Below are 24,382 nucleotides of genomic sequence, written 5' to 3' on the forward strand. Positions count from 1 at the left end.
TGCATCTGATCATCAGTAAATCTGGCGGTATAGTGCCGTAATCTCCTCCAGTGACGCTTCACGTGGATTGCCGCCGGTGCAGACATCATCAAAGGCAGCCTGCGCCAGCGCCGGAATATCTTCCTCTTTCATCCCCACATCACGCAGCCTCAGCGGAATACCCACATCCGCGCCGAGTTTTCTGACCGCTTCCACCGCAGCGGCGCGTGCCTCATCCAGCGTCATCGGGCAGACCCTTGGCACGCCCATGGCGCGGGCGATATCGCGGTATTTCTCACCGGTAAACGGCGCGTTCCACGCCATCACGTGAGGCAGAATAATGGCGTTGGCCACGCCGTGTGGCACGTTATAAAACGCGCCCAGCGGATGAGCCATACCGTGCACCAGCCCTAGTCCGACATTAGAGAAGCCCATGCCGGCGATATACTGGCCGAGCGCCATATCCTCAACGCCCTTCGCGTCGCCAGCGACCGAGGCACGCAGTGAACGGCTGATGATCTGAATCGCCTTCAGGTGCAGCGCGTCGGAAAGCTCCCAGGCGCCCCTGGTGGTGTAGCCTTCAATGGCATGGGTCAGCGCATCAATACCGGTGGCGGCTTTCAGCGCAGGCGGCATGCTTTTCATCATATCGGCATCAATCAGCGACACTTTCGGAATGGCATGGGGATCAACGCAGACAAATTTGCGTCGTTTTTCTTCATCGGTGATCACATAGTTGATGGTGACTTCTGCCGCTGTGCCGGCAGTGGTAGGAATGGCGATAATCGGCACGCAGGGATTACGCGTCGCGGCCACGCCCTCAAGGCTGCGGACATCCTCAAATTCCGGATTGTTGATAATAATGCCGATCGCTTTGGCCGTATCCTGGGGAGAGCCGCCGCCGATGGCGATCAGGTAGTCAGCCTGGGCCGCCTTAAAAGCGCCCACGCCGCGCTGAACCAGGCTGATGGTGGGATTAGGCATCACCTCATCGAAGAGCTGCCACGCAAGCTGATGCTTATCCAGCAGCGCTGTTACTTTCTCAATCACGCCAGCCTGAACTAACACCTTGTCAGTCACCAGCAGCGCCTTTTTAAAATTCCGCTGGGTGATCTCACTGACGAGTTGTGACACCGCGCCGCTGCCGAACCAGAAGGTCTCATTCAAAATCATTCTGTGAAGCATTCCATTCTCCTTAAGGTGGATGATAATCCGGATTCTTGAGGAAAATATGTACAGGAACGGGGCGGGGGGTTATTGACGGGGATCAGGAAGAGAGGCGATAGGACCGAAACGGAATCTGAAACAGGCAGCTAGCCAGCGGAGACCGGCAGAAAATTGCGTTTCTGCCGGTCCGGGATCAGTTGGCCATAATAGTGGCGGCCAGCTGTGCGCTGTCTGAGGTGTTGCCGATAAGCTCGGTCAGCAGGTTATTGACGCCGTCGCTCATCGGCGTGAAGCGCGTGTGCGGCGAACGCGTCACCACCACAAAAACCCCCACGCTGTAACGCGGCACCATCGCCATATAGGTGATAAAGCCGCCGCCGCCGCCGGTTTTCTGAATGATCCCCGGTCTGCCATCCTGCGGCGCGATATACACCCAGCCCAGCCCAAGGGCAGCGGCCTTGCCCGGTACATCCATGCCGCTCACTTTGGTCAGCTGGCTGCGCTGGTAGATCATCGTCTGCAGACGATCGGCCTGGGCTGAGCGGGCGTGCACGTCGGAGGAGAGAAACTGCTGCATCCAGCGGGCCATATCATCCGGCGTTGAGTAGACGCCGCCGCTGCCGATGGCGGCCAGCGTACTGATGCACGGACTGGCCCCTTTTTCCGCCACCATCAGCCGGCGGCACTGCTCCGGCGAAGGGGTGAAGGTGGTATCCTTCATGCCGAGCGGGCGGGTGATTTCGCGCTTCAGCAGTTCCGGATAGGCCACGCCAGCGGCGCGGGAAAGGGCATCGCCCAGCAGGTCATAGGCCAGGTTGGAGTAGCCCGCCTGGGTGCCCGGCGCCGCCTGGATCTGAGCGCTGTCCAGCCAGCGCCAGCGCTGACTGTAGGTTGGCCAGACAAACACCGGTCGATTCGGTTTGCCGCCCGGCTGTTCGCGCGGCAGGCTGCTGGTGTGGGTGGCAAGATTAATCAACGTGATCGTATGACCGGCGTAAGCGGGCACGTGGCGACCATCCGGCGCATATTTGCTGAGCGGATCGTCCAGGCGCAGCACGCCCTGCTCTGAAAGCTTCACCAGCAGCTGGCTGGTCATTAACTTGGTCAGGGAAGCGATGCGGACCAGAGAATCTTTTTGCGGCCGCACGAGGCTGCCGGGGCGCACGCTGCCGCGGCTGGCGAAGACCCGCTGGTTAGCATCGATGGCCACGATCGCCATGCCGGTCGCTTTACTGTTGTAAAAGATGTTGTCGGCATAGCGATCGACAATCTGAGACGCCAGCAGCGGGTCGGTAGCGGAGGGCGCGGCCAGGCTACAGAGCGGCAGGGCGGCGGCGGCCAGGGCCAGCAAACGGTGAAGTAGCGCTTTCAACGTGCGTATGTCCATCGGATTCAGTCAGGGGTCCGTATAGTAATCTGATTCGCATCGGCAAAAAAAGGCGATCCGCGTTTTTTTTCACCTGGCATCAGGACTGAGGTTTGCTGGTGGATTGCCAGTTCGCGTCGCGTTTCTGGGCGCTTAAGTCTCCCTTATTGGACCTGATGTTCCGGCATACACCTGGCATGGGAAGATGATTTTTACCCATTAATGAACGCATTCTTTCAACGAACCGTCCGCTATGCTTAATAAAAGTAATGATTTTCGCAGGAGAAATTGATGAGCCTCGGTCACCGCGTGTCCACATTTTTACTGTTAGGCTCGTCTCTTGGACGTAACCTCGCGGTATCGGGCTGCCTGCTGATCCTGGCGGTGGTACTGATGAACCTCTGGTCGCTCAACACGTCATGGCAGCAAACCATCCGCTCGGCGGAAGAACGTGCCGTGAATCTGGCGCTTTCGCAGGCCCGCCAGGCTGAAGATACCTTTCTGCAAACGGAGATTTCGTTAAGGGAGATCCAGCGCCATATCCAGCAGGAGCCTTCAGGCCGGGTGAATACCGAAGCGTTAAGCCAGATCATGCGGGAGCAGCGCAGCCATCTGCCTCAGCTGCATGGCCTGTTCTATTACAACGCCTCGGGAGACTGGCTTTCCTGGTCGCTGGCGCAGACTCCAAAAGGTGCCAATAACTCCGATCGCGAATATTTTGCCTACCACCGGCAGAACGGCCATAACAATATTCACATCGGCCCGGCAATCCAGAGCCGCAGCACCGGCGAGCTGGTGATTCCGGTTTCGCTGCGGCTGAATGATGCCGCAGGCGGCTTTGCGGGCGTGCTGCTGGCAACCGTCAGGGTGGACTATTTCCGTCAGTTCTACGCCTATTACGAGCTGGGGGAAAGGGATGTGCTGGTCCTGATGCTGGATGACAGCACCGTGCTTTACGCGCGTCCCATGCCGGACAGCTTCGTCGGCAAAGATCTCTCTTCCAGCCGGCTTTTTCAGGAGATGCTGGTGAAGTCAGATCGGGGAAGCGGGCAGTGGAATGCGGCACTGGATGGCCACACCCGCATATTCGGCTTTGTCCGCTCAGCGCGTTATCCGCTGGTGGTCGCCGCTGGCTATGATAAGCCCTCGCTGCTGCAAAACTGGCTGAAAGAGAAATCCCAGGATATTGCGCTTAATCTGCTGTTACTGATCATTATTATGGTCATCGGGCTGATTGTGCTGCGCCAGGTGCGCATCAACGTCAAAAATCAGACGGAGCTGACGCATCTGCGCGATGAGCTGACCGTGATTAACCGGATGCTCCAGGCGATGGCGCTGATTGACGGGCTGACCGGACTGGCTAACCGGCGTCAGTTTGATATCTATCTGCGTGAGAGCATGAAGCAGGCGTCGGCAAACGGTAAACCCGTCTCGCTGGTGATGATGGATATCGATTTTTTTAAGCGCTATAACGATGCTTACGGACATGTTGCTGGCGATAAGTGTCTTGAGACCGTGAGCGGTGCGCTGCGGAATATGTCGCTGCGGGATAACGCTCTGGTTGCGCGCTATGGCGGTGAAGAGTTTGCGATTGTCCTGCCTGAAACCGCCGCTGAAGAGGCACTGGCGATCGCCAGACGCGCGGTAGAAAACGTCCGACGCTGCCGGATCCCGCACTGTGAGACGGAGATTGCCGAAAGCGTGGTAACGCTGAGCGCCGGCTGCGCCACCGTGACCGGAACGGGAAACTATATGGATATTCAGACGCTGAAGCATCAGGCGGACGCCGCACTCTATGAGGCGAAGCGCCAGGGACGGAATCAGGCGGTCGGCTCACCTGGGTGAAACCGGCACGCCTGATAATACAACTGCCTGCTTCAAGTCCTTGTCAGACGCTTATCGGTTTTCGTGTGGTGACACGTTATCACCACACAAATTTACCGCAGTTTAAGAGGCGGCGTTCAGCTTAAAGATGCTGATCGCCTGAGAAAGCTGAACCGCCTGCTCCTGAAGGGAATGGGCGGCGGAGGCGGATTCCTGTACCAGCGAGGCGTTCTGCTGGGTGACCTGATCCATCTGGGTGATCGCCATATTAATCTCGTCGATCCCGCTACTCTGCTCGCTACTGGCGATAGAGATCTCGCCCATAATCTCCGTGACGCTCTTCACGCTCGACAGCACTTCTTCCATGGTGGTACCGGCTCTCGCGACCTGCCTGCCGCCTTCATCCACTTTTGCCACGGAATCTTCAATTAGCTGAGCAATCTCTTTGGCGGCGGAGGCGGAACGCTGCGCCAGGTTACGTACTTCGCTTGCGACAACTGCAAAACCACGCCCCTGCTCACCGGCGCGGGCGGCTTCCACGGCGGCATTCAGCGCCAGGATATTGGTCTGGAAGGCGATACCGTCAATCACGCTGATAATATCGACGATTTTACGGGACGAGCTGTTGATCATCTCCATGGTGGTCACAACGTTGTTCACCGCTGCGCCGCTCTGTACCGCCACGCTGGAGGCCTGCGCCGCCAGTTCGTTAGCCTGCCGCGCATTATCCGCATTCTGCTTCACGGTTGAGGTCATCTGCTCCATGGCGGATGCTGTCTCCTCCAGGGAGCTTGCCTGCTGTTCAGTTCGCGAAGAGAGATCCATATTACCCGCTGAGATCTCGCTGGAAGCGCTGGCAATCAGATCGGTGCCGCTGCGTACTTCCGTTACGATGCGCAGCAGGTTGTCGTTCATCTCCTTCAGCGCCGCCATCAGCTGGCCGGTTTCATCACGGGAAGTGACGCGGATAACGGTACGCAGATCGCCTGCGGCTACATTGCTGGCAATAGCGACGGCTTCCCGTAGTGGCCTGACGATCGACCGCGTCAGGAAATAGCCGAGGACCATGGCCATCAGCACCGCGAGGGCTGAGAAGATAAGCGTGATATGAATTGCCGTTTCGCCGTCGTTAAGAGCGCTGGCCCCTTCTGACTGAAGCTGCTGCGACTGCGAGTCGGCAAAGTTTGTGGCCAGCTCCAGAAAGGTATTCTGGATCGGTGTGATTTTCTTAAGCGCATACTCGGCGGCACCGCTCTCATCACCAGTACGTACCAGGTTGAGCAGGACGGTTTTGGCCTGCTCAAACGCGGTGGCGGCGTCCTCTACCGCCTGGATTTTCTTCTTGCCTACGGCCGTCGTCTGGATTTTGGCAATCGCCGCAATTGCGTCTGAGGTTTTCTGGGTGGCATCACTCAGCTGATCGAAACGTTTTACATTGTTTTGTGGGCGGGTGGTGTCAATGACCATTCCACGCAGATATTTAATCTGTTCATTGACGCCGTCGCGCACGTCGAAGGCCAGCCGGACTTTAACGTAACGGTCATTAACAATGCTGTTGACGGTGTTGTTGATGCTGCCGATCTTCACTGTTGCCGTGATGCTGACGATAATTAACAGCAGGATAACCAGACTGAAAGCTCCCCCGAGGCGAACCCCGACTTTCATATTTTGTACAAATGCCATTTCTAAGATCCCTTTGGATAAACAAAAGTGGTGATTACACCGGTGACAGGATTGTGGGAAGGCGTGGTTACCCACTTAACCAGCTGAGTTTATTATCTGGCCCGCCCAACCTTTTACCATCGGCAGCTGCGATGAAAACTTGACGGGCTATGTGTGCTATGGCGTTAACGCAAAGGAAAAACGGCCTCCGGCGATGCGCACCAGAGACCAGACAGCTAAGAGGCAGGAATAATCTTCAGTTTTACCAGGCCAATACCGAGCTTGCGGGCGGCGAAGCCATCAATGGCGCCTTCGGCCGTCTCTTCCGGTGCCGGAGGGATAATCTCCACCGTACGGGCGCCGGCGGTATTGCTGAAATGAACCCGTTGGGTCGTGTTGCTGGTGGTCAGCGTAACAGGCTGCGTTTCATTACCGACTTTGATGCGGAATGGCCGGTTACTGTTGGCGCCAAACGCGCGCGCGGTCAGCTCAAGATCGAAAGCAGCAGGCAGCGGTTCCAGGTAGTCAAGGGTGACTGAAGGCAGCAAATTAGCATCAGACCAGCGGCCACCCCAGGGTTCGATATAGGAAAGGCCGGAGACTTTCAGCACCTGTTCCGGCAGGCCCGGCACCGCAAAGTGAATGCTGTCCGAGCTGTATTTAATATCTTTATCTGCAGTGCGCAGGCGGGTGACCGTCTGCTGATAGCGTGCATCATTATGGTTGCCCACATTGCGGAAAGCGACGCTGCCCTGGGTAATGCCCGGCGCAACCTGCACGATTTCAGGCTGGCTGCCCAGCGTACCGTTCGCCACGCAAAGGCCGCTGTTCAGCTCAAGCGTTTTGTCCCAGACGCTGCCTATTTTGAAGCAGCGGTCTATCCAGACAAACTTTCTCTCCTGCGGAAATTGCGCCAGCTGCTGCTTCAGGGGAGCAGAGAGATAGACGTCAAATTTCGGTTCGACTTTGCCCGGCGTGACCGACAGCAGCAGCGGCAGCTTAAAGTGGACGCCTGAGAAACTGAAAGTATTGCTGGCGGTATCAATCGTGTAATCCGATATAGCCTTCGGGAAGTTCCAGAGCTTGATGACGTCCGGCTTCCACTCGTTGATTTTCTCCCGGATATTCAGATAAGTGGTCGAGAGCGAGGTGGACGAAAGGCTGCTGCGCCCGAGGCCGATAAAGTTATCACCGCCCATGGCGTCAAGCACGGTGGCGCCGTTATCCAGCGAGCTGCGCTTCACGGTGACCACCTTGCTGCTGTTATCACTGCCGCGCAGCATAAAGAACAGGTTGCGGCGATCGTGCTGGTTGAGATAGCGGAAGGCGGTATTGTTCATCGCCAGATGGTCAGAGCTGACCACAATAACCGTATTTTTAAAGTACGGCGTGGCGCGGATGCGTTCAATCAGCCTGGCGATATGCTCCTGGCTACAGGCGACGGCAGCAAAAGATTTATTGGGTTTGCCATCATAGATCCAGTTCTTCTGCCGGCAGCTACGGGAAATAAAGCCGTCCGGGTGGTGAGTGTCTACCGTCAGGGTGAAGAGCGAGAACGGCTTACCTGCTTTCGCCAGCGTCAGGTATTTATCAAAGACGACGTCGAGCACCGTGTCGTCATACCAGCCCCAGTCGTTACGGTAAGTGGGATCTTTGACCACGCTTTTCAGTTCGTTCAGGCCATAGAGATGATCGAAGCCGTGTGACGAAAGAAAGAGATCCTTTCCGGCAAAACTGAGGTTGGCGCCCTGATAGAAGTAGTTCTGATAGCCGGATGCTTTCAGAATATCGCCCAGGCAGACGTTCTGGGGGTAAAAGGTGGAGAGCGAGCTGGAAGCATTGCCGTCAAAAGGCGCAAACAACGGGATACCGCACTGCGAGGCTACCATGCCAGCGATGGTATATTCGGTGCCCGGAAGCTGCTCCGTATTACTGTAATCGAGCGCGCTGTTTTTCAGCTTGCTCAGCTCGGGCGCAAGCTCCGGAAAGGCCCGGTCGTCAAAGTAGGTACGCTCCAGGCTTTCAGCATAGATATAAACCAGGTTGGGTTTATCGCCGCGAAGCTGCTTGCCCGGCACTTTGTAATGGGTGTAGAAATCGGAAGTTCCCCGCGCGACCTGAGATTTAATCAGGCTGGAAACCTGCTGATAAGCCGGCGTGGTGTTAATGGAGGCCAGCGCCAGCATTAACGCCAGCAGGCTGTAGAGAGGACTCGCCCGCCGCGCTTTGCGCAGGCGCAGTACCCAGGAAAGCAGCAAAAACAGCAGAACCAGGCCGCCGATCAGGCCGAGACCCGGCAGAATATACTTGCTGATGCCCGCCCCGCTCAGGCTGCTGGTAATGGTATAAATGACCGCGTCGTTAATCCCTTCGCCGGTAAAGTAATTACTCGCCAGCAGGGTGGCGTTGAGAATGATATAGATCCCGAGAAACAGCAGGATAGCCGAGAACCAGAGCCGGTTTCTGCCGGCTTTCCAGGCATAGAGCAGCACCGAAGCGATAAACAATATCAGCGAGAGAAGTTCGGAACCCATCTGTTTTTATGATCCTCTGAGCGCGCGTCGGCCCGTGGCCGGGGAAGGGAGAAAACCGAACGGTTGGTGATGAACCCATCAATTTAATGCAGCGGATTATCACTGGCAAGGCGCAGAACGGTGAATGAAATGTGAGCCGCCCCGCAGTTTATTGCCGTTTGTTGATGGTTTGTTGAAGTTTTTATTTCATGTTCGCTGGGTTACTGATGTTTCCGGCCAGCGCATGACCGGAATGGGTTATAAATAGCCTTATTATTCATGCGCTTTAACAAATGATAAGAGGGTGCCGCCAGCCGCATTGTTAAGGAGAATCATCCTGATGCGCACGGCGCCCTGTTGCGGGATAAAATGCCGGAAGTCTGATTGAGATCACACCTCTGCCAGGTGAACGCCATGTTCCCGCTGCAGCTCTGCGCAGGTTTCCGCCAGCGCCTGCTTAGTTTGTGCTGCCGTCCAGCCTCGTTCCTGTGCAATTAGCTGCGCGATCTCCTCGATCAGCGGGGTGGAGAGCTGGCCGCTGACGGCGAGCGGCGTGCGGCGGATCAGAAGATCATTCAGTTTCTGAACCTGTTCATAACGGATCAGATAGCGTAGCTCGTTCCGGCTCCAGTCAGGCAGCGTGTACAGCGACGCATCCGGCTCGCTGACGATAAACTTCACCATCATCTGCACCCGGGTGCCATAGCGTTTAAGCAGTTGAGTGATACGCTCAGGCGATAAGCCGCTCTCATCGCTCAGAGCTTTAATCCATGCCGTTTTATGCGCCGCGTCCGGATAGTCCCGTCCGCCGCCGATCGCAAGCGCTTCTGTACTGACTTTGCGGCGCTCGCCCAGCAGATTAAGCACGCGGCCGGCGGCCTGTTCACCAAAGCTGCGGAACGTCGTCCATTTTCCGCCAATCAGGCAGAGCGTGGAGAAAGCCCGGTCCCGGCTGGGTGGGATCAGCTTCAGCGAATGGCTGCGGGAGATGGCGCCGCTGGTGGCGGCGTCGCTGGCGGGCAGCGGACGGATGCCGGAAAAGGTATAAAGTACGTCGTTCTCGCTGAGCGGCAAATGCGGAAAAATAAATTTCAGCGACTCAAGAATATAACGCTGCTCATCTGCTTCGCAGATCGCTGCGTCAGGATTGTCCACACGGATATCCGTGGTGCCCGCCAGCACATTGCCGTACCAGGGGAAAAGAAGGCAAATACGGCCATCCAGGTTCTCATAGTAGATCATCTCGCCTGCCAGCATCGCCAGTAGCGCCGGGCAGCGCAGCACCAGATGGGAGCCTTTGGTCCCGCCGATCAGCTTCTCTCCCGCAGAAGCCGCACTGAGCGTACCGTTAAGGCGATCGATCCAGGCACCGGTGGCGTTCACGACGATATGCGGCTGTAGCGTGAATTCTTCACCGGTCAGCCTGTCGCTGAGCGTGATGTTTTCGCCATCGCAGCGCTGCAGACTGAGATAATTCAGCGCCAGCGCAGCGGGACAGGCCTGCATAGTATCATCCGTCAGCTCAAAACCCAGCCGCTCTGGTGCGGTTATCCAGGCATCGTAATAGGAAGCGCTGTATTTCACCCAGTCCGCGAAGCCTGGCCAGCGCTGGCGCGTTTCGGCACTATCATGAAGCTGATGGCGGGGGAGCGCGCCGTAGCGGCCTGCCCAGGCATCATAAAGCGCCAGGCCGCTCTTAAGCAGCAGCGCTCCACGGCGTGAAGGGGTTGAAGTATCAAGGCCGAGAAAGCGCTTACCGGCACCGAGCATGCCGCTGCTCCAGCTGTCTACCGGCACCGTAGTCCGCAGCGGGAAAACGTAATGCGGCGCGTTTTTCAGCAGGCGATTACGCTCCGAAAGTGCCTCTTGCACCAGCGTGAACTCGCCCGTTTCCAGGTAGCGCAGGCCGCCATGGATCATTCTCGACAACGCTCCGCTGGCCGCCTGACACCAGTCACCCCGTTCAATCAGCAGTACAGGGATCCCCTGCAACGCCAGTTCACGGAAGGTGCTGATGCCGTTGATCCCTCCTCCCACAATCAGGACGGGCGTCCGGGGTATTTGCCGCAGCCGGGCCAGCAGCGTCGCCCGGTCGTTCACATGTTCAGTCATCTGGTCGCTCCTGAGTCTTACCTTGCGGAAGAAGAGAAAGAAAAGCGGGTATGTTGTTTAAATGTTAACTCAAAACAGGAAAAAGGGGGCGCTGCAAAAATAACCTCACACCCATTTTTCCTGGGCTTTCAGGTCCATCACCAGCGAAAATAACGCACAAAAGGCTTACTTTTATGAGTAAATGCGTCTGAATACATATTTGGTTAACTTTTATTTTGAATAACCCCGATAAAACAGCCTTTTATCAGCAATGGAATCTGGTGTTGCCACGTTATTCTTTGCGCGCCCAATAGCGGGCAATCTTTGACTGGTACACATAATGTTAACAAAAATGCGTGTTTTAAGCCGGGCCATTGGCCTGGGATTGATTGTAGGCGGCGCCTCTTTTGCAGCACAGGCAGAAATCACCGTCATTAAGCAGGATCCTCAGGCTGGCGATCCGCTCAGCCGCCTCAATTTTACCGTTGGTGGCAGCATCCGTCCCCAGTTCAATAATATGACGGGCGATGGCGATAAAGGCTCTTACAAGCGTAACGGCTTTGATGGCGGGACGCGGTTCCGTTTTCTGGCGGATTATTATCTGTTTGATGATGTCAGCTGGGTGGGCTATTACGAGCTGGGCGTCAATATTCCGGCGCTCTTTGACTGGGATAACCATTATGCGCCGGGCGCTAATGACACCAGCCGCCGTATGCTTTACACCGGCTTCCAGAGCAAAACCTGGGGTAAGCTGACCTTTGGTCAGCAGAACAGCGTTTACTATGATGCGGTTGGCGCTAAAACCGATATCTGGGATTACGATATGGTCGGCCAGGCCTCCGGTAACGGCATCAATGGCGACTATGACGGCTCCTATCGTTCCCGCAAAATGCTGAAGTATAAAAACACCTTCGGCGATGCGGATGTTTATGCGTCTTATCTGTTCAGTGACAACGAGTATCTGCCGGGTAACGGCCTGCGCTATAAGCGTCAGGGCGGCGGCTCGCTGGCGGTGGATTATCATCTGACGCGCAATCTGAGCTGGGGCGCAGCGTGGAACTACACCCGTGCAGAGATGCGCAATCCCGGCAACGGCGACGCGAAGCGTTACGATCAGAATATCTACGGCACGGCGCTTAGCTGGAAGCCTGATAACTGGACGTTGACGCTGGGCGGCGGCTACTACCAGAACTTCCTGACCACCAAAAAAGTGGACGTGAACAACTACTTTGCTGGCGATGCCTGGGGCATTGAGTATCTGGCGGGCTATACCATTCCGGTCAATCAGTACGCGCTGAAGTCCGTTATGCCTTACGTGATGGGCGACCGCCTGGAGTACATCAACGGTCGTGACTATCAGCGCATTGATAATGGCGTGGGGATCACATTCCAGCTGGATTACGGCTTCCGCGTTGACTACGAACATGTCTTCACTTCAAGCACCGACAACCTGGGCGATATGAACCTGGTACGCCTGCGTTACGACTTCTGATAGTGTCCCGCTTTCCCCGGCGCTTGCCGGGGAATCTCCCTGCCTGGCATTCATGCCCTGTTCTGATAAGCTATTTTGATTTGCCTGAATGAGAACCCGAATGGATGAAATAACGGAACACAGTATCGCTGATATCCTGAAGCCGGGATTGCGGGTGGTATTTTGCGGGATTAATCCGGGAAAATCGTCCGCCCACAAGGGCTATCATTTTGCCCACGGCGGCAACCGTTTCTGGAAAACGATCTGGCAGGCGGGCTTTACTCTCCGTCAGCTCAGGCCGGAAGAGGAGATGCAGCTGCTGGACACCGGTTGCGGTATTACCATGCTGGTAGAACGTCCGACCAAAGAAGCGACCGAACTATCCGGCCCGGAACTGCGGGAAGGTGGCAGGGTGCTGCGGGAAAAAATCGCGGCCTGTCAGCCGGAAGCGCTCGCCGTACTGGGCAAGCAGGCTTATCAGCGGGCTTTTGGCGTCACTAAAGTGAACTGGGGCAGGCAGCCGCAGATGCTGGGCAAAACGGCGGTATGGGTACTGCCTAATCCCAGCGGGCTGAACCGCGCTTCCCAGGAAGCGCTGACGGCGGCTTACCGGGAACTGAATGAGGCACTGAGCAGCAGGTGAGGGTGCTTGTTGCCGGGTTACCGGCAAAAAAAATCCCGGCTTTGCGGCCAGGATTTTTTCAGCAACGTCCGGAAACGATTAATCGTCCAGGAAGCTACGCAGCACTTCAGAGCGGCTTGGGTGACGCAGCTTACGCAGCGCTTTTGCTTCAATCTGACGGATACGCTCACGCGTTACGTCAAACTGCTTGCCGACTTCTTCCAGCGTATGGTCAGTATTCATATCAATACCGAAGCGCATCCGCAGTACCTTGGCTTCGCGGGCGGTCAGGCCTGCCAGCACGTCGTGGGTAGCCGAGCGCAGGCTCTCTGAGGTCGCAGAGTCCAGCGGCAGCTCCAGCGTGGTATCTTCGATAAAATCACCCAGATGCGAATCTTCATCATCACCGATAGGCGTCTCCATTGAGATCGGCTCTTTGGCAATTTTCAGCACCTTGCGGATTTTATCTTCCGGCATCAGCATCCGTTCAGCCAGCTCTTCCGGCGACGGCTCGCGGCCCATCTCCTGCAGCATCTGACGCGAAATACGGTTGAGTTTGTTGATCGTCTCAATCATATGCACCGGAATACGGATGGTGCGCGCCTGGTCTGCGATAGAGCGCGTAATAGCCTGACGGATCCACCAGGTGGCGTAGGTGGAGAATTTATAACCACGACGATATTCAAATTTATCAACCGCTTTCATCAGGCCGATGTTGCCTTCCTGAATCAGGTCGAGGAACTGCAGGCCACGGTTGGTATATTTTTTCGCGATAGAGATAACCAGACGCAGGTTAGCTTCCACCATCTCTTTTTTCGCCCGGCGGGCTTTCGCTTCGCCAATGGACATGCGGCGGTTGATATCTTTGACCTGCTCGATGGTCAGACCGGTTTCTTCTTCGATCTGTGCCAGCTTCTGCAGGCTGCGGTGCACGTCGTCCGCCACGTCGTTCAGTTTCTCTGACCACGGCTTGTTCATCGCCAGCGCCGCTTTAAACCAGGTTTCGCTGGTTTCATTACCGGTAAACAGCGTAATGAAGTTCTTCTTCGGCATCTTACAGATTTCAACGCAGAGCTTCATGATGAGGCGTTCCTGAGTACGGACGCGATCCATCATGGTACGCATGTTGTTCACCAGGTAGTCGAACTGCTTCGGCACCAGGCGGAACTGCTTGAAAACGTCGGAAAGATTCTGGATTTCAGCAACGGCATCCGCATGGCTGCGGCCCTTGGCTTTAATCACCGTACGGGCTTTTTCATACTGAACGCGCAGATCGTTGAACTTCTCGCGCGCCAGTTCCGGATCGATGCTGTTGTCATCATCCGCGCTGTCGTCGTCGGACTCTTCATCCTCGTCTTCTTCGTCGTCGCGCTCGGCTTCTGAGAGCTCAGAACCGACGTGCGTTGCGGTCGGCGCGATCTCCGCCTCGGCGTTCGGATCGACAAAGCCGGTGATCATGTCAGACAGGCGCGCTTCGCCCGCTTCAACGCGATCGTATTGCTCAAGAAGATAGGTGATGGCTTCAGGATATTCAGCAACGGAACACTGGACCTGGTTGATGCCATCTTCGATGCGCTTGGCGATGTCAATTTCGCCTTCGCGCGTCAGCAGCTCAACGGTACCCATTTCGCGCATATACATGCGCACCGGGTCGGTGGTACGGCCAATTTCCGATTCAACGCTGGATAGCACTTGAGCAGCCGCTTCAGCAGCATCCTCGTCCGTATCTGAGCTGTTTTCATTCAGCATTAGATCGTCGGCATCAGGCGCTTCTTCCACCACCTGGATGCCCATGTCGTTGATCATCTGAATGATGTCTTCGATCTGATCGGAGTCGACGATATCTTCCGGCAGATGGTCATTGACCTCGGCATAGGTCAGATAGCCTTGCTCCTTACCACGGGTGACAAGCAGCTTCAGCTGTGACTGCGGGTTTTGCTCCATAAGACGGTATCCACACTTCTGTTAAATTAAATGGTGTTGGTCGGCAAGTGTAAGCAGCCAACAATAACAGTGAGGGCATTGGTTTATTGCCGCTGCCCGTCGCGGCGGCTGCCAGGTTTAACCTGGCGTCAAATCGGCACTTAAGCCGCGGATATTCTTGCAGAAACGTGTAAGCGGCATCAACTTACCTGCAGCCTGGTCAGCATCACCTAAAGACGTTGCTGAAAGGGCGCGGTAAGTTTGACTGCAACAATACACGCTTCCGTTGTGATCATATGCCGCCGGATTTGCCCGGCGGTTACTGTTTCTTCAGCGCCTGGCTGAGCGTCCAGAACTCCCGCCGCTCGCTGGCATTCAGGCCATGGGTGCGATCGCGGGCGATTAACTCTTCCAGCCTGCGCTCCAGCGCCGCATCGTACATGCTGGCCAGCGCGTCTTTGAACATGGTTTCCACTTCGTCATCAACGATCATGTGGTTCCATGTGGCCAGAGTTTCAAGGCTCTGACTGAATTTTGTACCGCGATAGAGCTCCAGCAGTTGCCCTGTCGTCAGTCCCGGATGCGCAACGCAGGTGCCCACCAGCTCGACAAAGAGCGGGAAACCGGCCACATCCGACGACTCCAGACCCTCAAGCGAGGGCACCATGGCGGCGAGCTGGGGATTCTGAATCAGCAAGCCAATCAGTATCCGCATGGTGGTCCGCTTTAGCTGCGGCGGCTGGGACGGTTTCGCACTGTCATTCTGCTTTTTCAGCAGTTTTTCCAGCTGAACGTGATCGGGGATCCCAAGCTTGTCACCCAACACCTGCAGCAGATAAATACGCAACGTCTCGCCCGTAACCTGACTGATTAAAGGCAGCGCCAGAGCGGTCAGCTGCGTGCGTCCATCGGGCGTACTCAAATCAACCTGAGGCAGTAGCGAATCAAACAGAAACGCAGAGAGCGGCATGGCCTGCTCCATCCGCGCTTCAAACGCCTCTTTTCCTTCTTTACGCACCAGCGTATCGGGATCTTCGCCGTCAGGCAGAAACATAAAGCGTAGCTGACGGCCATCATTCATGTAAGGCAGCGCGGTTTCCAGCGCCCGCCATGCTGCTTCCCGGCCAGCTCTGTCGCCGTCATAGCAGCAAATGACGTTATCGGTCGTCCGGAACAAAAGCTGAATATGCTCGGGCGTGGTGGAAGTTCCCAGCGACGCCACGGCATAATCGATGCCGAACTGCGCCAGCGCCACGACATCCATGTAGCCTTCGACCACTAACAGCTTTGCGGGTTCCGGGTGGTTCTTCTGCGCTTCATAAAGGCCATAAAGCTGGCGGCCCTTATGAAAAATATCGGTTTCCGGGGAGTTAAGGTATTTGGGCATCGCATCGCCAAGGACGCGTCCGCCAAAACCAATTACCCGACCTCGTTTGTCGTGGATCGGAAACATCACCCGTTCGCGAAAGCGATCGTAACTGCGGCCCTGTTCGTTGGTGACCAGCATGCCTGCATCGATTAATGCCTGCCGGTTATCCTGATTGCCGCTAAATCGCTTCAATGCATTGGTAGGCGCATAGCCTATAGAAAAATGCCTGATGACCTCATCGCTGAGTCCGCGCCTGGCGAGATAGTCACGCGCGCCAGCCGCCTGATTTTCCTTCAGCGACTGCTGATAAAACTCGCTGACGCTGGCCATCAGCTGATAAAGGTTCTGACGTTGATGGCGCTCCATCTGGGTCGGTCCGGTCCCGCTTTCATACGGTACCTCCAGCCCATAAAGCGTAGCTAACTCTTCAATACTTTCCACGAATTCCAGACGATCGTAGTTCATCAGGAAATCGACGGCGTTACCGTGAGCGCCACAGCCGAAGCAATGGTAGAACTGCTTTTCGCCATTGACGGTGAAAGAGGGGGTTTTTTCATTATGGAAGGGACAGCAGGCGTGATAATTTTTGCCCTGCTTTTTCAGCTTTACGCGGGCATCGATCAGATCCACGATGTCCGTGCGCGCCAGCAAGTCATTAATAAATACACGCGGAATGCGTCCAGCCATAAATCCCCTTCATCTTTCAGCATCTGGCTGCGTCGGCGGCCTTTGCGTTTCCCGGCGGCTTAACCGGTAAGCCGTCGCAGAACCGCGCTGTTGTCACTCCAGCCGGTACGGAAAAGCGCGGGGCTTTCACTCTGGCTCATAAACGGCAACAAGCCGCGCATTCCTTTCGGAAAGCACGGCCTTTTTAACTTCTTACTTGTCTGTGATGCGTAAGGGCGAACCCTAAAGAATTAGTACAGACGAGTGCGGCGTGCGTTTTCGCGAGCCAGTTTCTTCGCGTGGCGTTTTACTGCTGACGCTTTAGCGCGCTTACGCTCGGTCGTTGGTTTTTCATAAAACTCACGACGACGAACTTCAGCCAGAACGCCTGCTTTCTCGCATGAACGCTTGAAGCGACGCAGTGCTACGTCGAACGGCTCGTTTTCACGTACTTTAATTACCGGCATGTAACTCTCACCTCGATAAATTCGGTTTGCTGGGCTCAAAGCCAGCTCATTTCAAAATGGTGCGGAATTTTACTCCAACACAGGCTGCGTTGTAAAGCACCATAGCGTAATCTCACCAACAGATGCGCCTGTGCCACTGCCGGTATTTTCAGGCCGGAGAGTATACATCAATCCACCACCGCCAGGCGAAAAATTTTTCTCCTTTTGCATCAGGCATCTGGCCGGGCGACGGGAAAATTGCCGCGCCGGCCCTGGCCTTCGTGCTACACTGCGCGCCGCAAGAATGAGGTAAAAAAGTCATGCGTGTGCTTGGAATTGAAACATCCTGCGATGAAACCGGTATTGCCATTTACGATGATGCCGCCGGGCTTCTCGCCAATCAGCTCTACAGTCAGGTAAAACTGCATGCCGATTACGGCGGTGTGGTGCCTGAACTGGCCTCGCGCGATCACGTGCGAAAAACTGTGCCGTTAATTCAGGCGGCGATCGCGGAAGCGGGACTCAGGCCGCAGGATATTGATGCCGTCGCCTATACGGCGGGTCCGGGGCTGGTCGGCGCGCTGCTGGTCGGCGCAACGGTTGGCCGCGCGCTGGCTTTTGCCTGGGACGTGCCGGCGATCCCCGTGCACCATATGGAGGGGCATCTGCTGGCGCCGATGCTGGAAGAGACGCCGCCTGAGTTTCCGTTTGTCGCGCTGCTGGTCTCGGGCGGTCATACGCAGCTTATCAGCGTAACCGGCATTGGTGAGTACACTTTGCTGGGAGAATCGATTGACGATGCCGCCGGTGAAGCGTTCGATAAAACCGCCAAGCTGCTGGGACTGGATTATCCCGGTGGCCCGATGCTGTCAAAAATGGCGCAGCAGGGCGTTGAAAAACGGTTTGTCTTTCCAAGGCCGATGACCGATCGTCCCGGTCTGGATTTCAGCTTCTCCGGGCTGAAAACTTTTGCGGCAAACACCATCCGTAATAACAGCGATGATGAACAGACCCGCGCTGATATTGCCCGTGCCTTTGAAGACGCGGTAGTGGATACGCTTGCCATCAAGTGCAAGCGCGCCCTGGAGCAGACCGGCTTTAAGCGACTGGTCATTGCCGGCGGCGTCAGTGCGAACCGTACGCTGAGAGAGAAAATGGCGGCGGTAATGAAAGCGCGGGGCGGCGAGGTCTTTTACGCGCGTCCTGAATTCTGCACCGATAATGGTGCGATGATCGCTTATGCGGGAATGGTCAGGATGAAGGGCGGCACGCGAGGCGAGCTGAGCGTCACCGTCCGGCCACGCTGGCCGCTGGCGGAGCTGTCGCCGCTGCAAAACGGTTAAAAAAAGCCGGTGCCGAAAGGTGCCGGCTTTTTTAATGCCCGGTAACGAAAGCCTTTCAGGAGAGCGCCTTTTGACGATTACCGACGCCCTGGCCCACACCCCTCGCACAACTCTCTTACCAGGCTCACTGCCAGTCAGATGCAGACCGGTTGCCGCTGGCAATAAAAATGCCTGACAGCGGGCAAGTTTTAACATGTGGGCTTATAAACACCCCAGGCCGCTAAGAGGACTTTTTAGCGGTTTTCGCTTTCTTCTTTTTCCAGATTTTCGTTTCCTGCCCGCGCCACAAACGCTGGATATTATCGTGATGGCGTAAAAGCACCAGGCAGGAGAGCATCGCGACCGGAAAGGTGAGTTGGGGCTTAAACCACCAGACGTAAAACGGCGCGATCAGCGCGCTGATGATGGCGCCCAGCGACGAATAACCGCTGAGCAGCACGGTCAGTAACCATGTGCCGGTCATCAGGCCAGTCAGATCCCAGCCGATGGGGGCAATCGCGCCAAACGCCGTCGCCACGCCTTTTCCCCCCTTAAAACCGAAAAAGAGAGGATAAATATGGCCAAGACAGGCCGCGATAGCGATAAGGCCGAGGTAAAAAGGAGAAACGCCGTAGCGGTACGCCAGCCAGACCGGCAGCATCCCTTTCAGGACGTCGAAAATCAGCACCGCCACAGCGGGTACTTTCCCCCCGATGCGCAGCACATTCGTGGCACCGGGATTGCCGGAGCCATTCAGGCGTGGGTCAGGTAATCTGAACAGCCGGCAAACCAAAATCGCGCTGGAAATGGAGCCGCACAGATACGCGAAAATGATCATACCAAGCGCGAATACACTCATAACACCGTTCCGTTTTGTAGGGGTCGTTTTATTTCGGTCATCTGTGGATAATACGCATAAACCACCGTAAGTGGTATCCGGCAACCCTAAAAACAGAGACAGACATCATGGATATTGTATTTATCGAGCAACTCTCGGTTATCACCACCATCGGCGTTTATGACTGGGAACAGACCATTAAGCAGAAGCTGGTGTTCGATGTCGAAATGGCATGGGACAACCGTCAGGCGGCAGCCAGCGATGACGTAAATGATTGTTTAAGCTATGCCGACGTGTCAGAAGCCATTATCAATCATGTCGCGGGCGGGAAGTTTGCTCTGGTCGAACGCGTGGCGGAAGAAGTGGCTACATTGCTGATGACGCAGTTCAGCTCCCCGTGGGTACGCATCAAGCTGAGCAAGCCTGGTGCCATCGCCCAGGCCAAACAGGTTGGCGTGCTTATAGAACGAGGGACTAATCCGAAATAAAACCATTGTGATTGCCATCACGGTGAAACCAAACGACATTATGGTCTGTCTCAGAGTGGCCTTGTTTCGCAGGGACACCATTTGGCGGTGGCATTAGCGGCCGCCTTTTTAATGATTTTTATACTAGGGGTAGATTTGATGGCAGATATTCATCAGCTATGGGTGGCGGTAATCCTTGGCATTGTTGAGGGCTTAACGGAGTTTCTTCCCGTCTCCTCCACCGGGCACATGATCATCGTCGGTCATCTGTTAGGGTTTGAAGGGGCGAAGGCGAATACTTTCGAAGTGGTTATCCAGCTTGGTTCAATTTTAGCCGTCGTGGTGATGTTCTGGCGTCGCTTATTTGGTCTGATCGGCATTCATTTCGGCAAAGTGCCTCATGAAGGCACCGGTAAAGGGCATCTGACGCTGGTACATATCCTGCTCGGCATGATCCCCGCAGTGGTGATAGGGCTGCTCTTCCACGATGCGATTAAAACCCTCTTTAATCCTATCAATGTAATGTATGCGCTGATTGTCGGCGGCGTGCTGCTGCTGGCTGCGGAATTTCTGAAACCGAAGCAGCCTAAAGCCGTAGGCATTGATGATATGACCTACCGTCAGGCTTTCGTGATTGGCTGCTTCCAGTGTCTGGCGCTGTGGCCGGGCTTTTCGCGTTCGGGCGCGACCATTTCGGGCGGTATGCTGATGGGCGTCAGCCGCTATGCAGCCTCCGAGTTCTCATTTATCCTGGCGGTGCCGATGATGATGGGCGCGACGGTGCTGGATCTCTATAAAAGCGCCAGTTTCCTGACGATGGCCGACTTCCCGATGTTTGCCGTTGGCTTCATCACCGCCTTTTTCGTGGCGCTGATCGCCATCAAAGTCTTCCTCAAGCTGATTCAGCGCATCTCATTCGTGCCCTTCGCCATCTATCGCTTTATTGTTGCTGCGATCGTTTACATGGTATTTGTCTGACCGGGCAATAAGCAGGGGCTGGCGTCACTGACGGCCAGCCCCGCTCTTACTGAGCTTGCTGCTCTTCCTGCCAGCGACACAGCGCGGCAATCCTTCTCCGGGTGAGCTCTTCCCTGACCTCAGCGCCTTTATAGCCCGCCGACACAACCTCTTTAGTCGACACATTCAGCACAATATCGAATGCCTGGCGCAGATAAACACCCTGCGGATAAGCATTATTTTCAAATCCCGTCCGTCCACGCGCATCGGCTTCGCTGGTCAGGGCGATTTGCTCAATGCGCTGCGGCTTGCGCCAGGCATCCAGCCGGTCAAACAAGGCCACCAGCGCTTCGGCAGGCTGCCGGCTGATGGTGTGCACCACATCGTGAAATTCCGTCACCAGTAGCGCCAGATCGCGTATCGCATTGGGGACACGAAGCCGCTGACACACCTCTGCAACCAGCGGAACCCCAGCCAGACCGTGACCGTGATGGCTGGGCCACTTCTCCGGCGGCGTCAGCGCTTTGCCCACATCGTGGAACAGCGTCGCAAAACGCACCGCCACATCGTCACTGAGCTGAGCGGCGATCGCAAGCGTCATCAGTGTATGAACGCCGGTATCAATCTCAGGATGCCACTTTGCCGGGGCGGGCACACCATACAGATTATCCAGCTCGGGAAACAGCACAGCCAGCGCGCCGCAGTCGCGCAGCACCTGAAAATAGACCTGAGGAGAGGGCGTTTGCAGCGCCCGCTCGGTCTCTTTCCAGACCCGCTCGGGCGTCAGCGTATCCAGCTCGCCGCTGGCGGCCATGGAACGCATCAGCGCCAGGGTTTCATCCGCCACGCTGAAGCCGAGGTGGGCAAAACGGGCGGCAAACCGCGCGACACGCAGAACACGTAAAGGATCTTCATTAAATGCCGCTGAAACATGGCGAAGCTGGCGCTGTTGAATATCTTCCCGGCCATGATAAGGATCGACGAGATTGCCATTTTCATCCTGAGCGATGGCATTAACGGTAAGATCGCGGCGCGCTAAGTCCTGCTCCAGCGTTACGTCAGGCGCAGAATAGCAGACAAAACCGGTGTAGCCGCTGCCGTTCTTACGCTCTGTTCGCGCCAGTGCATACTCTTCATGCGTGACAGGATGCAAAAATACCGGGAAGTCCCGGCCTACCTGTTGATATCCCTCACTGAGCATCGCTTCGGGTGTGGCACCAACCACGACCCAGTCTTTATCTTTGACCGGCAGATTCAGCAGGGCATCGCGTACCGCGCCACCTACAAGGTAAGTCTTCACTACTGCGCTCCTGAGTTTGTCGTTTCTTTTATCATACGTGATGTCGGATGGGAGGCCCAATTTTGCGGCGCATCAGGCGCTTTACGACGCCCATGCCAAAAAGGGCATCAATGGATGCCCTGAGAGAAGAGACGGAGGAGGATCAGTTCATCCAGCGGTCTTTTTTCTTGCGGCTGGGGATCATGTGCGGCAGCAGCAGACCAAGCAGCAGACCGACGCCCGCCACGCCGCCGCCATACATAAACCACTGCATAATGATGGTGCGCTGTTTATCGTCCAGCTGAACGTTGGCGGCGTTCACTTTTTTCTGCGCGACAATCAGTTCATTCTTAAGTTTCTGATTTTCCGACTTCAGTTTATTGATCGCCGCATCGCTGCCGGCCACTTTTTCCTGCATTTCAGCCGTGCGCTGATTCCAGCTGTTATCAATATTGGCGAGCTTACCGGTCAAATCTTTCACCTGCTGCTCAAGCTGAGGCACGCGGGTGCGAAGGCTCGGCTGTTCGCTGAGCTGGGCCAGTGGGATCCAGGTCGTGCGGCCATTCGCGTCGCGGATCTGACCATATTTCGTGCTTTCGTTGGTCTGGAGCAGCGTCACTTCTTCACCCGCGTTTAATGTGCCAACCAGACGGTAACCGTCGCTGGGGCCGCTGCGGACATAGGTGGAAAGTTCGTCAGAAATGTAGCGTTTTTCTTCAGCGTGGACGGCGGTTGCTACGCTAACTGTCAGTAAAGTGAGGCCAAGAAAGTAAGTTTTTTTCATTCGATGTCTTTATTTACGTCAATGCTGGAAAAAAAGTAATGGCACAGTCTGGAGGCGCCTCGCAGAAAGCTGAATGAGAACTATCCTGGTCTCGGGAGCGGTGCGAGCCGCTCTGCGAAAGCATAATAAAGCCGAGACAGCCAGGGCAATTCTGCATTACTCTTCACGTCATATCTGGCTGACAGAGCCCTCGCACGGAATGGCGTTATTTCGCCCGGAAAGGCAAAATAACGGCGGTAATAGCGAGGAAAATCAGGCCTTACTCCCATTTTACCGTATCGGTAACGTTCAGATTAAGAAAATATGACCATGGAAATCGAGTTAAAGTTCATTGCTACCGCTGAGGCAGTGGAAAAGTTGCCAGCCAGCCTGGCCGCGTGGCCACATCAGCACACGCCGCCGCAGACGCTGACCAACATCTATTTTGAAACGCCGGAACGTCAGCTGCGTCGCTGGGATATGGGGCTGCGCATTCGCGGCGTCGGCGACAGCTATGAGATGACGCTTAAGGCCGCAGGGCAGAGCGTGGGCGGGCTGCATCAGCGCCCCGAATATAATGTGCCGCTGGAAAAGCCCGAACTGGCGCTGGAAAAGTTGCCCGCGGAGATCTGGCCTGCGGGCACCGATCCGGCGGCGCTGCAACAGCAGCTTGCTCCGTTGTTCAGCACGCATTTTACGCGTGAAAAGTGGGTGATTACTTACCTGAACAGCGAGATAGAAGTGGCGCTGGACCAGGGTGAAGTCAGCGCGGGCGATGAGAAAGAGCCCCTCAGGGAAATCGAGCTGGAGCTGAAAAGTGGCGACCGTGACGATCTCCTGGCCTTTGCCGCCGAAATGCAAACGCTGGGCGGGCTGCGCCTCGGCAGCCTGAGCAAGGCGGCACGGGGCTACTGGCTGGCACAGGGTAACATGACGCGTGAGCTGCATCCTTTGCCGGTCATGAAGCTAAAGCCAAAGGCAACGGTAGAAGAGGGCATGCAGGCCGCCTTCACCCTGGCGCTGAGTCAGTGGCAGTATCACGAAGATCTGTGGCTGCGCGGTAACAGGCAGGCGCTGCATGAGATCCATCAGGCGCTGGAAACGCTGCGTCAGGCTTTCTCGCTGTTTGGCGCGCTGGTTCCGCGTAAGGCCAGTAGCGAACTCCGGCAACTGCTGCTGGAACTGGAAGAAGCCTTGCTGGATGAGAATCTCAACGCGGAGGCGTTCTGTTTCAGCCCGCTCTCTCTGCGCACCCAGTTAGCGCTTACTGACTGGCTGGCCGCCGGTCGCTGGCGTGCGTTTATTGATGAGAAAGCAGATGCCAGGCTTCAGGGCTCGTTCAAGCGTTTCTGCGACATTATGCTGGGTCGCCTTTCTGCCGATCTGAAAGAGACCTTCGGGCGCGTGCACCAGCTTAACGAGTATCAGGATAAGCTGACCCGGCTCCATCGTCAGCTGCTTGCCGCACATCTGCTGGCTGGCGCCTATGATCAAGCCGCCGTTGCCGCCTGGTTTGCTGACTGGCAGCAGCTGGCCCATGCCATTGAAACAAAACAGGTGAGCTGGCTGGACGCACACTGCCGTCAGGCGCTGAAGCATCCGGCATTCTGGAAAAACGGTAGCGTCTGAAACCTGTCGTGCAGCCACGCAGAGTGGC

Annotated in this window: 18 protein-coding genes; 7 read left to right on the forward strand and 11 right to left on the reverse strand. The window is 56.0% G+C overall.

What is annotated here, in order from left to right:
- Positions 1 to 12: 12 nt before the first annotated feature.
- Both fucO and ampH read right to left on the reverse strand, forming a co-directional pair.
- Positions 13 to 1,164 carry a lactaldehyde reductase gene (gene fucO, locus EA20_RS0110635; protein WP_024966806.1) on the reverse strand — a complete coding sequence of 384 codons (1,152 nt, stop codon included), beginning with the start codon at positions 1,162 to 1,164 and terminating at the stop codon, positions 13 to 15.
- Between the two features lie 175 nt (positions 1,165 to 1,339).
- Positions 1,340 to 2,533: a D-alanyl-D-alanine-carboxypeptidase/endopeptidase AmpH gene (ampH, locus tag EA20_RS0110640; RefSeq protein ID WP_024966807.1), complete on the reverse strand. Its 1,194-nt coding sequence runs from the start codon at positions 2,531 to 2,533 to the stop codon at positions 1,340 to 1,342.
- Between the two features lie 270 nt (positions 2,534 to 2,803).
- On the opposite strand from ampH, the gene EA20_RS0110645 reads away from it, so the two are divergent.
- Complete coding sequence (locus EA20_RS0110645) at positions 2,804 to 4,357, forward strand: sensor domain-containing diguanylate cyclase (protein ID WP_024966808.1); 1,554 nt, start codon at positions 2,804 to 2,806, stop codon at positions 4,355 to 4,357.
- Between the two features lie 102 nt (positions 4,358 to 4,459).
- Here the strand turns inward: EA20_RS0110645 and EA20_RS0110650 are convergent, their stop codons facing one another.
- From EA20_RS0110650 to EA20_RS0110660, 3 genes are all read right to left on the reverse strand, one after another.
- Positions 4,460 to 6,019: a methyl-accepting chemotaxis protein gene (locus tag EA20_RS0110650; protein ID WP_024966809.1), complete on the reverse strand. Its 1,560-nt coding sequence runs from the start codon at positions 6,017 to 6,019 to the stop codon at positions 4,460 to 4,462.
- Positions 6,020 to 6,234: 215 nt separating this feature from the next.
- Positions 6,235 to 8,532: a phosphatidylglycerol--membrane-oligosaccharide glycerophosphotransferase gene (gene opgB, locus EA20_RS0110655; RefSeq protein ID WP_024966810.1), complete on the reverse strand. Its 2,298-nt coding sequence runs from the start codon at positions 8,530 to 8,532 to the stop codon at positions 6,235 to 6,237.
- A 369-nt stretch (positions 8,533 to 8,901) separates the two neighbouring features.
- A complete protein-coding gene (locus EA20_RS0110660; RefSeq protein WP_024966811.1) occupies positions 8,902 to 10,623 on the reverse strand; it encodes a glycerol-3-phosphate dehydrogenase/oxidase in 1,722 nt (573 codons plus the stop codon).
- A 319-nt stretch (positions 10,624 to 10,942) separates the two neighbouring features.
- Between EA20_RS0110660 and EA20_RS0110665 the strand changes: the two genes are divergently transcribed.
- Together EA20_RS0110665 and mug are read left to right on the forward strand one after the other, a co-directional pair.
- Positions 10,943 to 12,094, forward strand: coding sequence for a porin (locus tag EA20_RS0110665; protein WP_024966812.1), 1,152 nt, complete (start codon positions 10,943 to 10,945; stop codon positions 12,092 to 12,094).
- Between the two features lie 100 nt (positions 12,095 to 12,194).
- Positions 12,195 to 12,716, forward strand: coding sequence for a G/U mismatch-specific DNA glycosylase (gene mug / locus EA20_RS0110670; RefSeq protein WP_038381576.1), 522 nt, complete (start codon positions 12,195 to 12,197; stop codon positions 12,714 to 12,716).
- A 78-nt stretch (positions 12,717 to 12,794) separates the two neighbouring features.
- Here the strand turns inward: mug and rpoD are convergent, their stop codons facing one another.
- The 3 genes from rpoD to rpsU form a co-directional block, all read right to left on the reverse strand.
- Positions 12,795 to 14,639 carry an RNA polymerase sigma factor RpoD gene (gene rpoD, locus EA20_RS0110675; protein ID WP_024966814.1) on the reverse strand — a complete coding sequence of 615 codons (1,845 nt, stop codon included), beginning with the start codon at positions 14,637 to 14,639 and terminating at the stop codon, positions 12,795 to 12,797.
- A 298-nt stretch (positions 14,640 to 14,937) separates the two neighbouring features.
- Complete coding sequence (dnaG, locus tag EA20_RS0110680) at positions 14,938 to 16,674, reverse strand: DNA primase (protein WP_024966815.1); 1,737 nt, start codon at positions 16,672 to 16,674, stop codon at positions 14,938 to 14,940.
- A 230-nt stretch (positions 16,675 to 16,904) separates the two neighbouring features.
- The gene (gene rpsU, locus EA20_RS0110685; protein WP_001144069.1) at positions 16,905 to 17,120 is read right to left on the reverse strand and encodes a 30S ribosomal protein S21; all 216 of its coding nucleotides are present in this window, start codon (positions 17,118 to 17,120) and stop codon (positions 16,905 to 16,907) included.
- A gap of 299 nt (positions 17,121 to 17,419) precedes the next feature.
- Here rpsU and tsaD point away from each other — a divergent pair, with 299 nt between their 5' ends.
- Positions 17,420 to 18,442, forward strand: coding sequence for a tRNA (adenosine(37)-N6)-threonylcarbamoyltransferase complex transferase subunit TsaD (gene tsaD, locus EA20_RS0110690; RefSeq protein ID WP_024966816.1), 1,023 nt, complete (start codon positions 17,420 to 17,422; stop codon positions 18,440 to 18,442).
- Between the two features lie 220 nt (positions 18,443 to 18,662).
- Here the strand turns inward: tsaD and plsY are convergent, their stop codons facing one another.
- Positions 18,663 to 19,280, reverse strand: coding sequence for a glycerol-3-phosphate 1-O-acyltransferase PlsY (plsY, locus tag EA20_RS0110695; RefSeq protein ID WP_024966817.1), 618 nt, complete (start codon positions 19,278 to 19,280; stop codon positions 18,663 to 18,665).
- Between the two features lie 107 nt (positions 19,281 to 19,387).
- Between plsY and folB the strand changes: the two genes are divergently transcribed.
- Together folB and bacA are read left to right on the forward strand one after the other, a co-directional pair.
- Entirely contained in the window at positions 19,388 to 19,747 is a 360-nt protein-coding gene (gene folB / locus EA20_RS0110700) for a bifunctional dihydroneopterin aldolase/7,8-dihydroneopterin epimerase (protein ID WP_024966818.1), read from the forward strand.
- 111 nt (positions 19,748 to 19,858) lie between these two features.
- Positions 19,859 to 20,704 (forward strand): undecaprenyl-diphosphate phosphatase, encoded by an 846-nt coding sequence (bacA, locus tag EA20_RS0110705; protein ID WP_369699785.1) that lies wholly within the window; start codon positions 19,859 to 19,861, stop codon positions 20,702 to 20,704.
- A 46-nt stretch (positions 20,705 to 20,750) separates the two neighbouring features.
- Here bacA and EA20_RS0110710 read toward each other — a convergent pair whose 3' ends face one another.
- Both EA20_RS0110710 and EA20_RS0110715 read right to left on the reverse strand, forming a co-directional pair.
- Positions 20,751 to 21,983, reverse strand: coding sequence for a multifunctional CCA addition/repair protein (locus EA20_RS0110710; protein ID WP_024966820.1), 1,233 nt, complete (start codon positions 21,981 to 21,983; stop codon positions 20,751 to 20,753).
- 142 nt (positions 21,984 to 22,125) lie between these two features.
- The gene (locus EA20_RS0110715) at positions 22,126 to 22,746 is read right to left on the reverse strand and encodes a TIGR04211 family SH3 domain-containing protein (protein ID WP_024966821.1); all 621 of its coding nucleotides are present in this window, start codon (positions 22,744 to 22,746) and stop codon (positions 22,126 to 22,128) included.
- A gap of 303 nt (positions 22,747 to 23,049) precedes the next feature.
- On the opposite strand from EA20_RS0110715, the gene EA20_RS0110725 reads away from it, so the two are divergent.
- The gene (locus EA20_RS0110725) at positions 23,050 to 24,354 is read left to right on the forward strand and encodes an inorganic triphosphatase (RefSeq protein ID WP_024966823.1); all 1,305 of its coding nucleotides are present in this window, start codon (positions 23,050 to 23,052) and stop codon (positions 24,352 to 24,354) included.
- Positions 24,355 to 24,382: the final 28 nt, after the last annotated feature.

The organism is Pantoea sp. IMH, assembly GCF_000599885.1.
Lineage (GTDB): Bacteria > Pseudomonadota > Gammaproteobacteria > Enterobacterales > Enterobacteriaceae > Erwinia.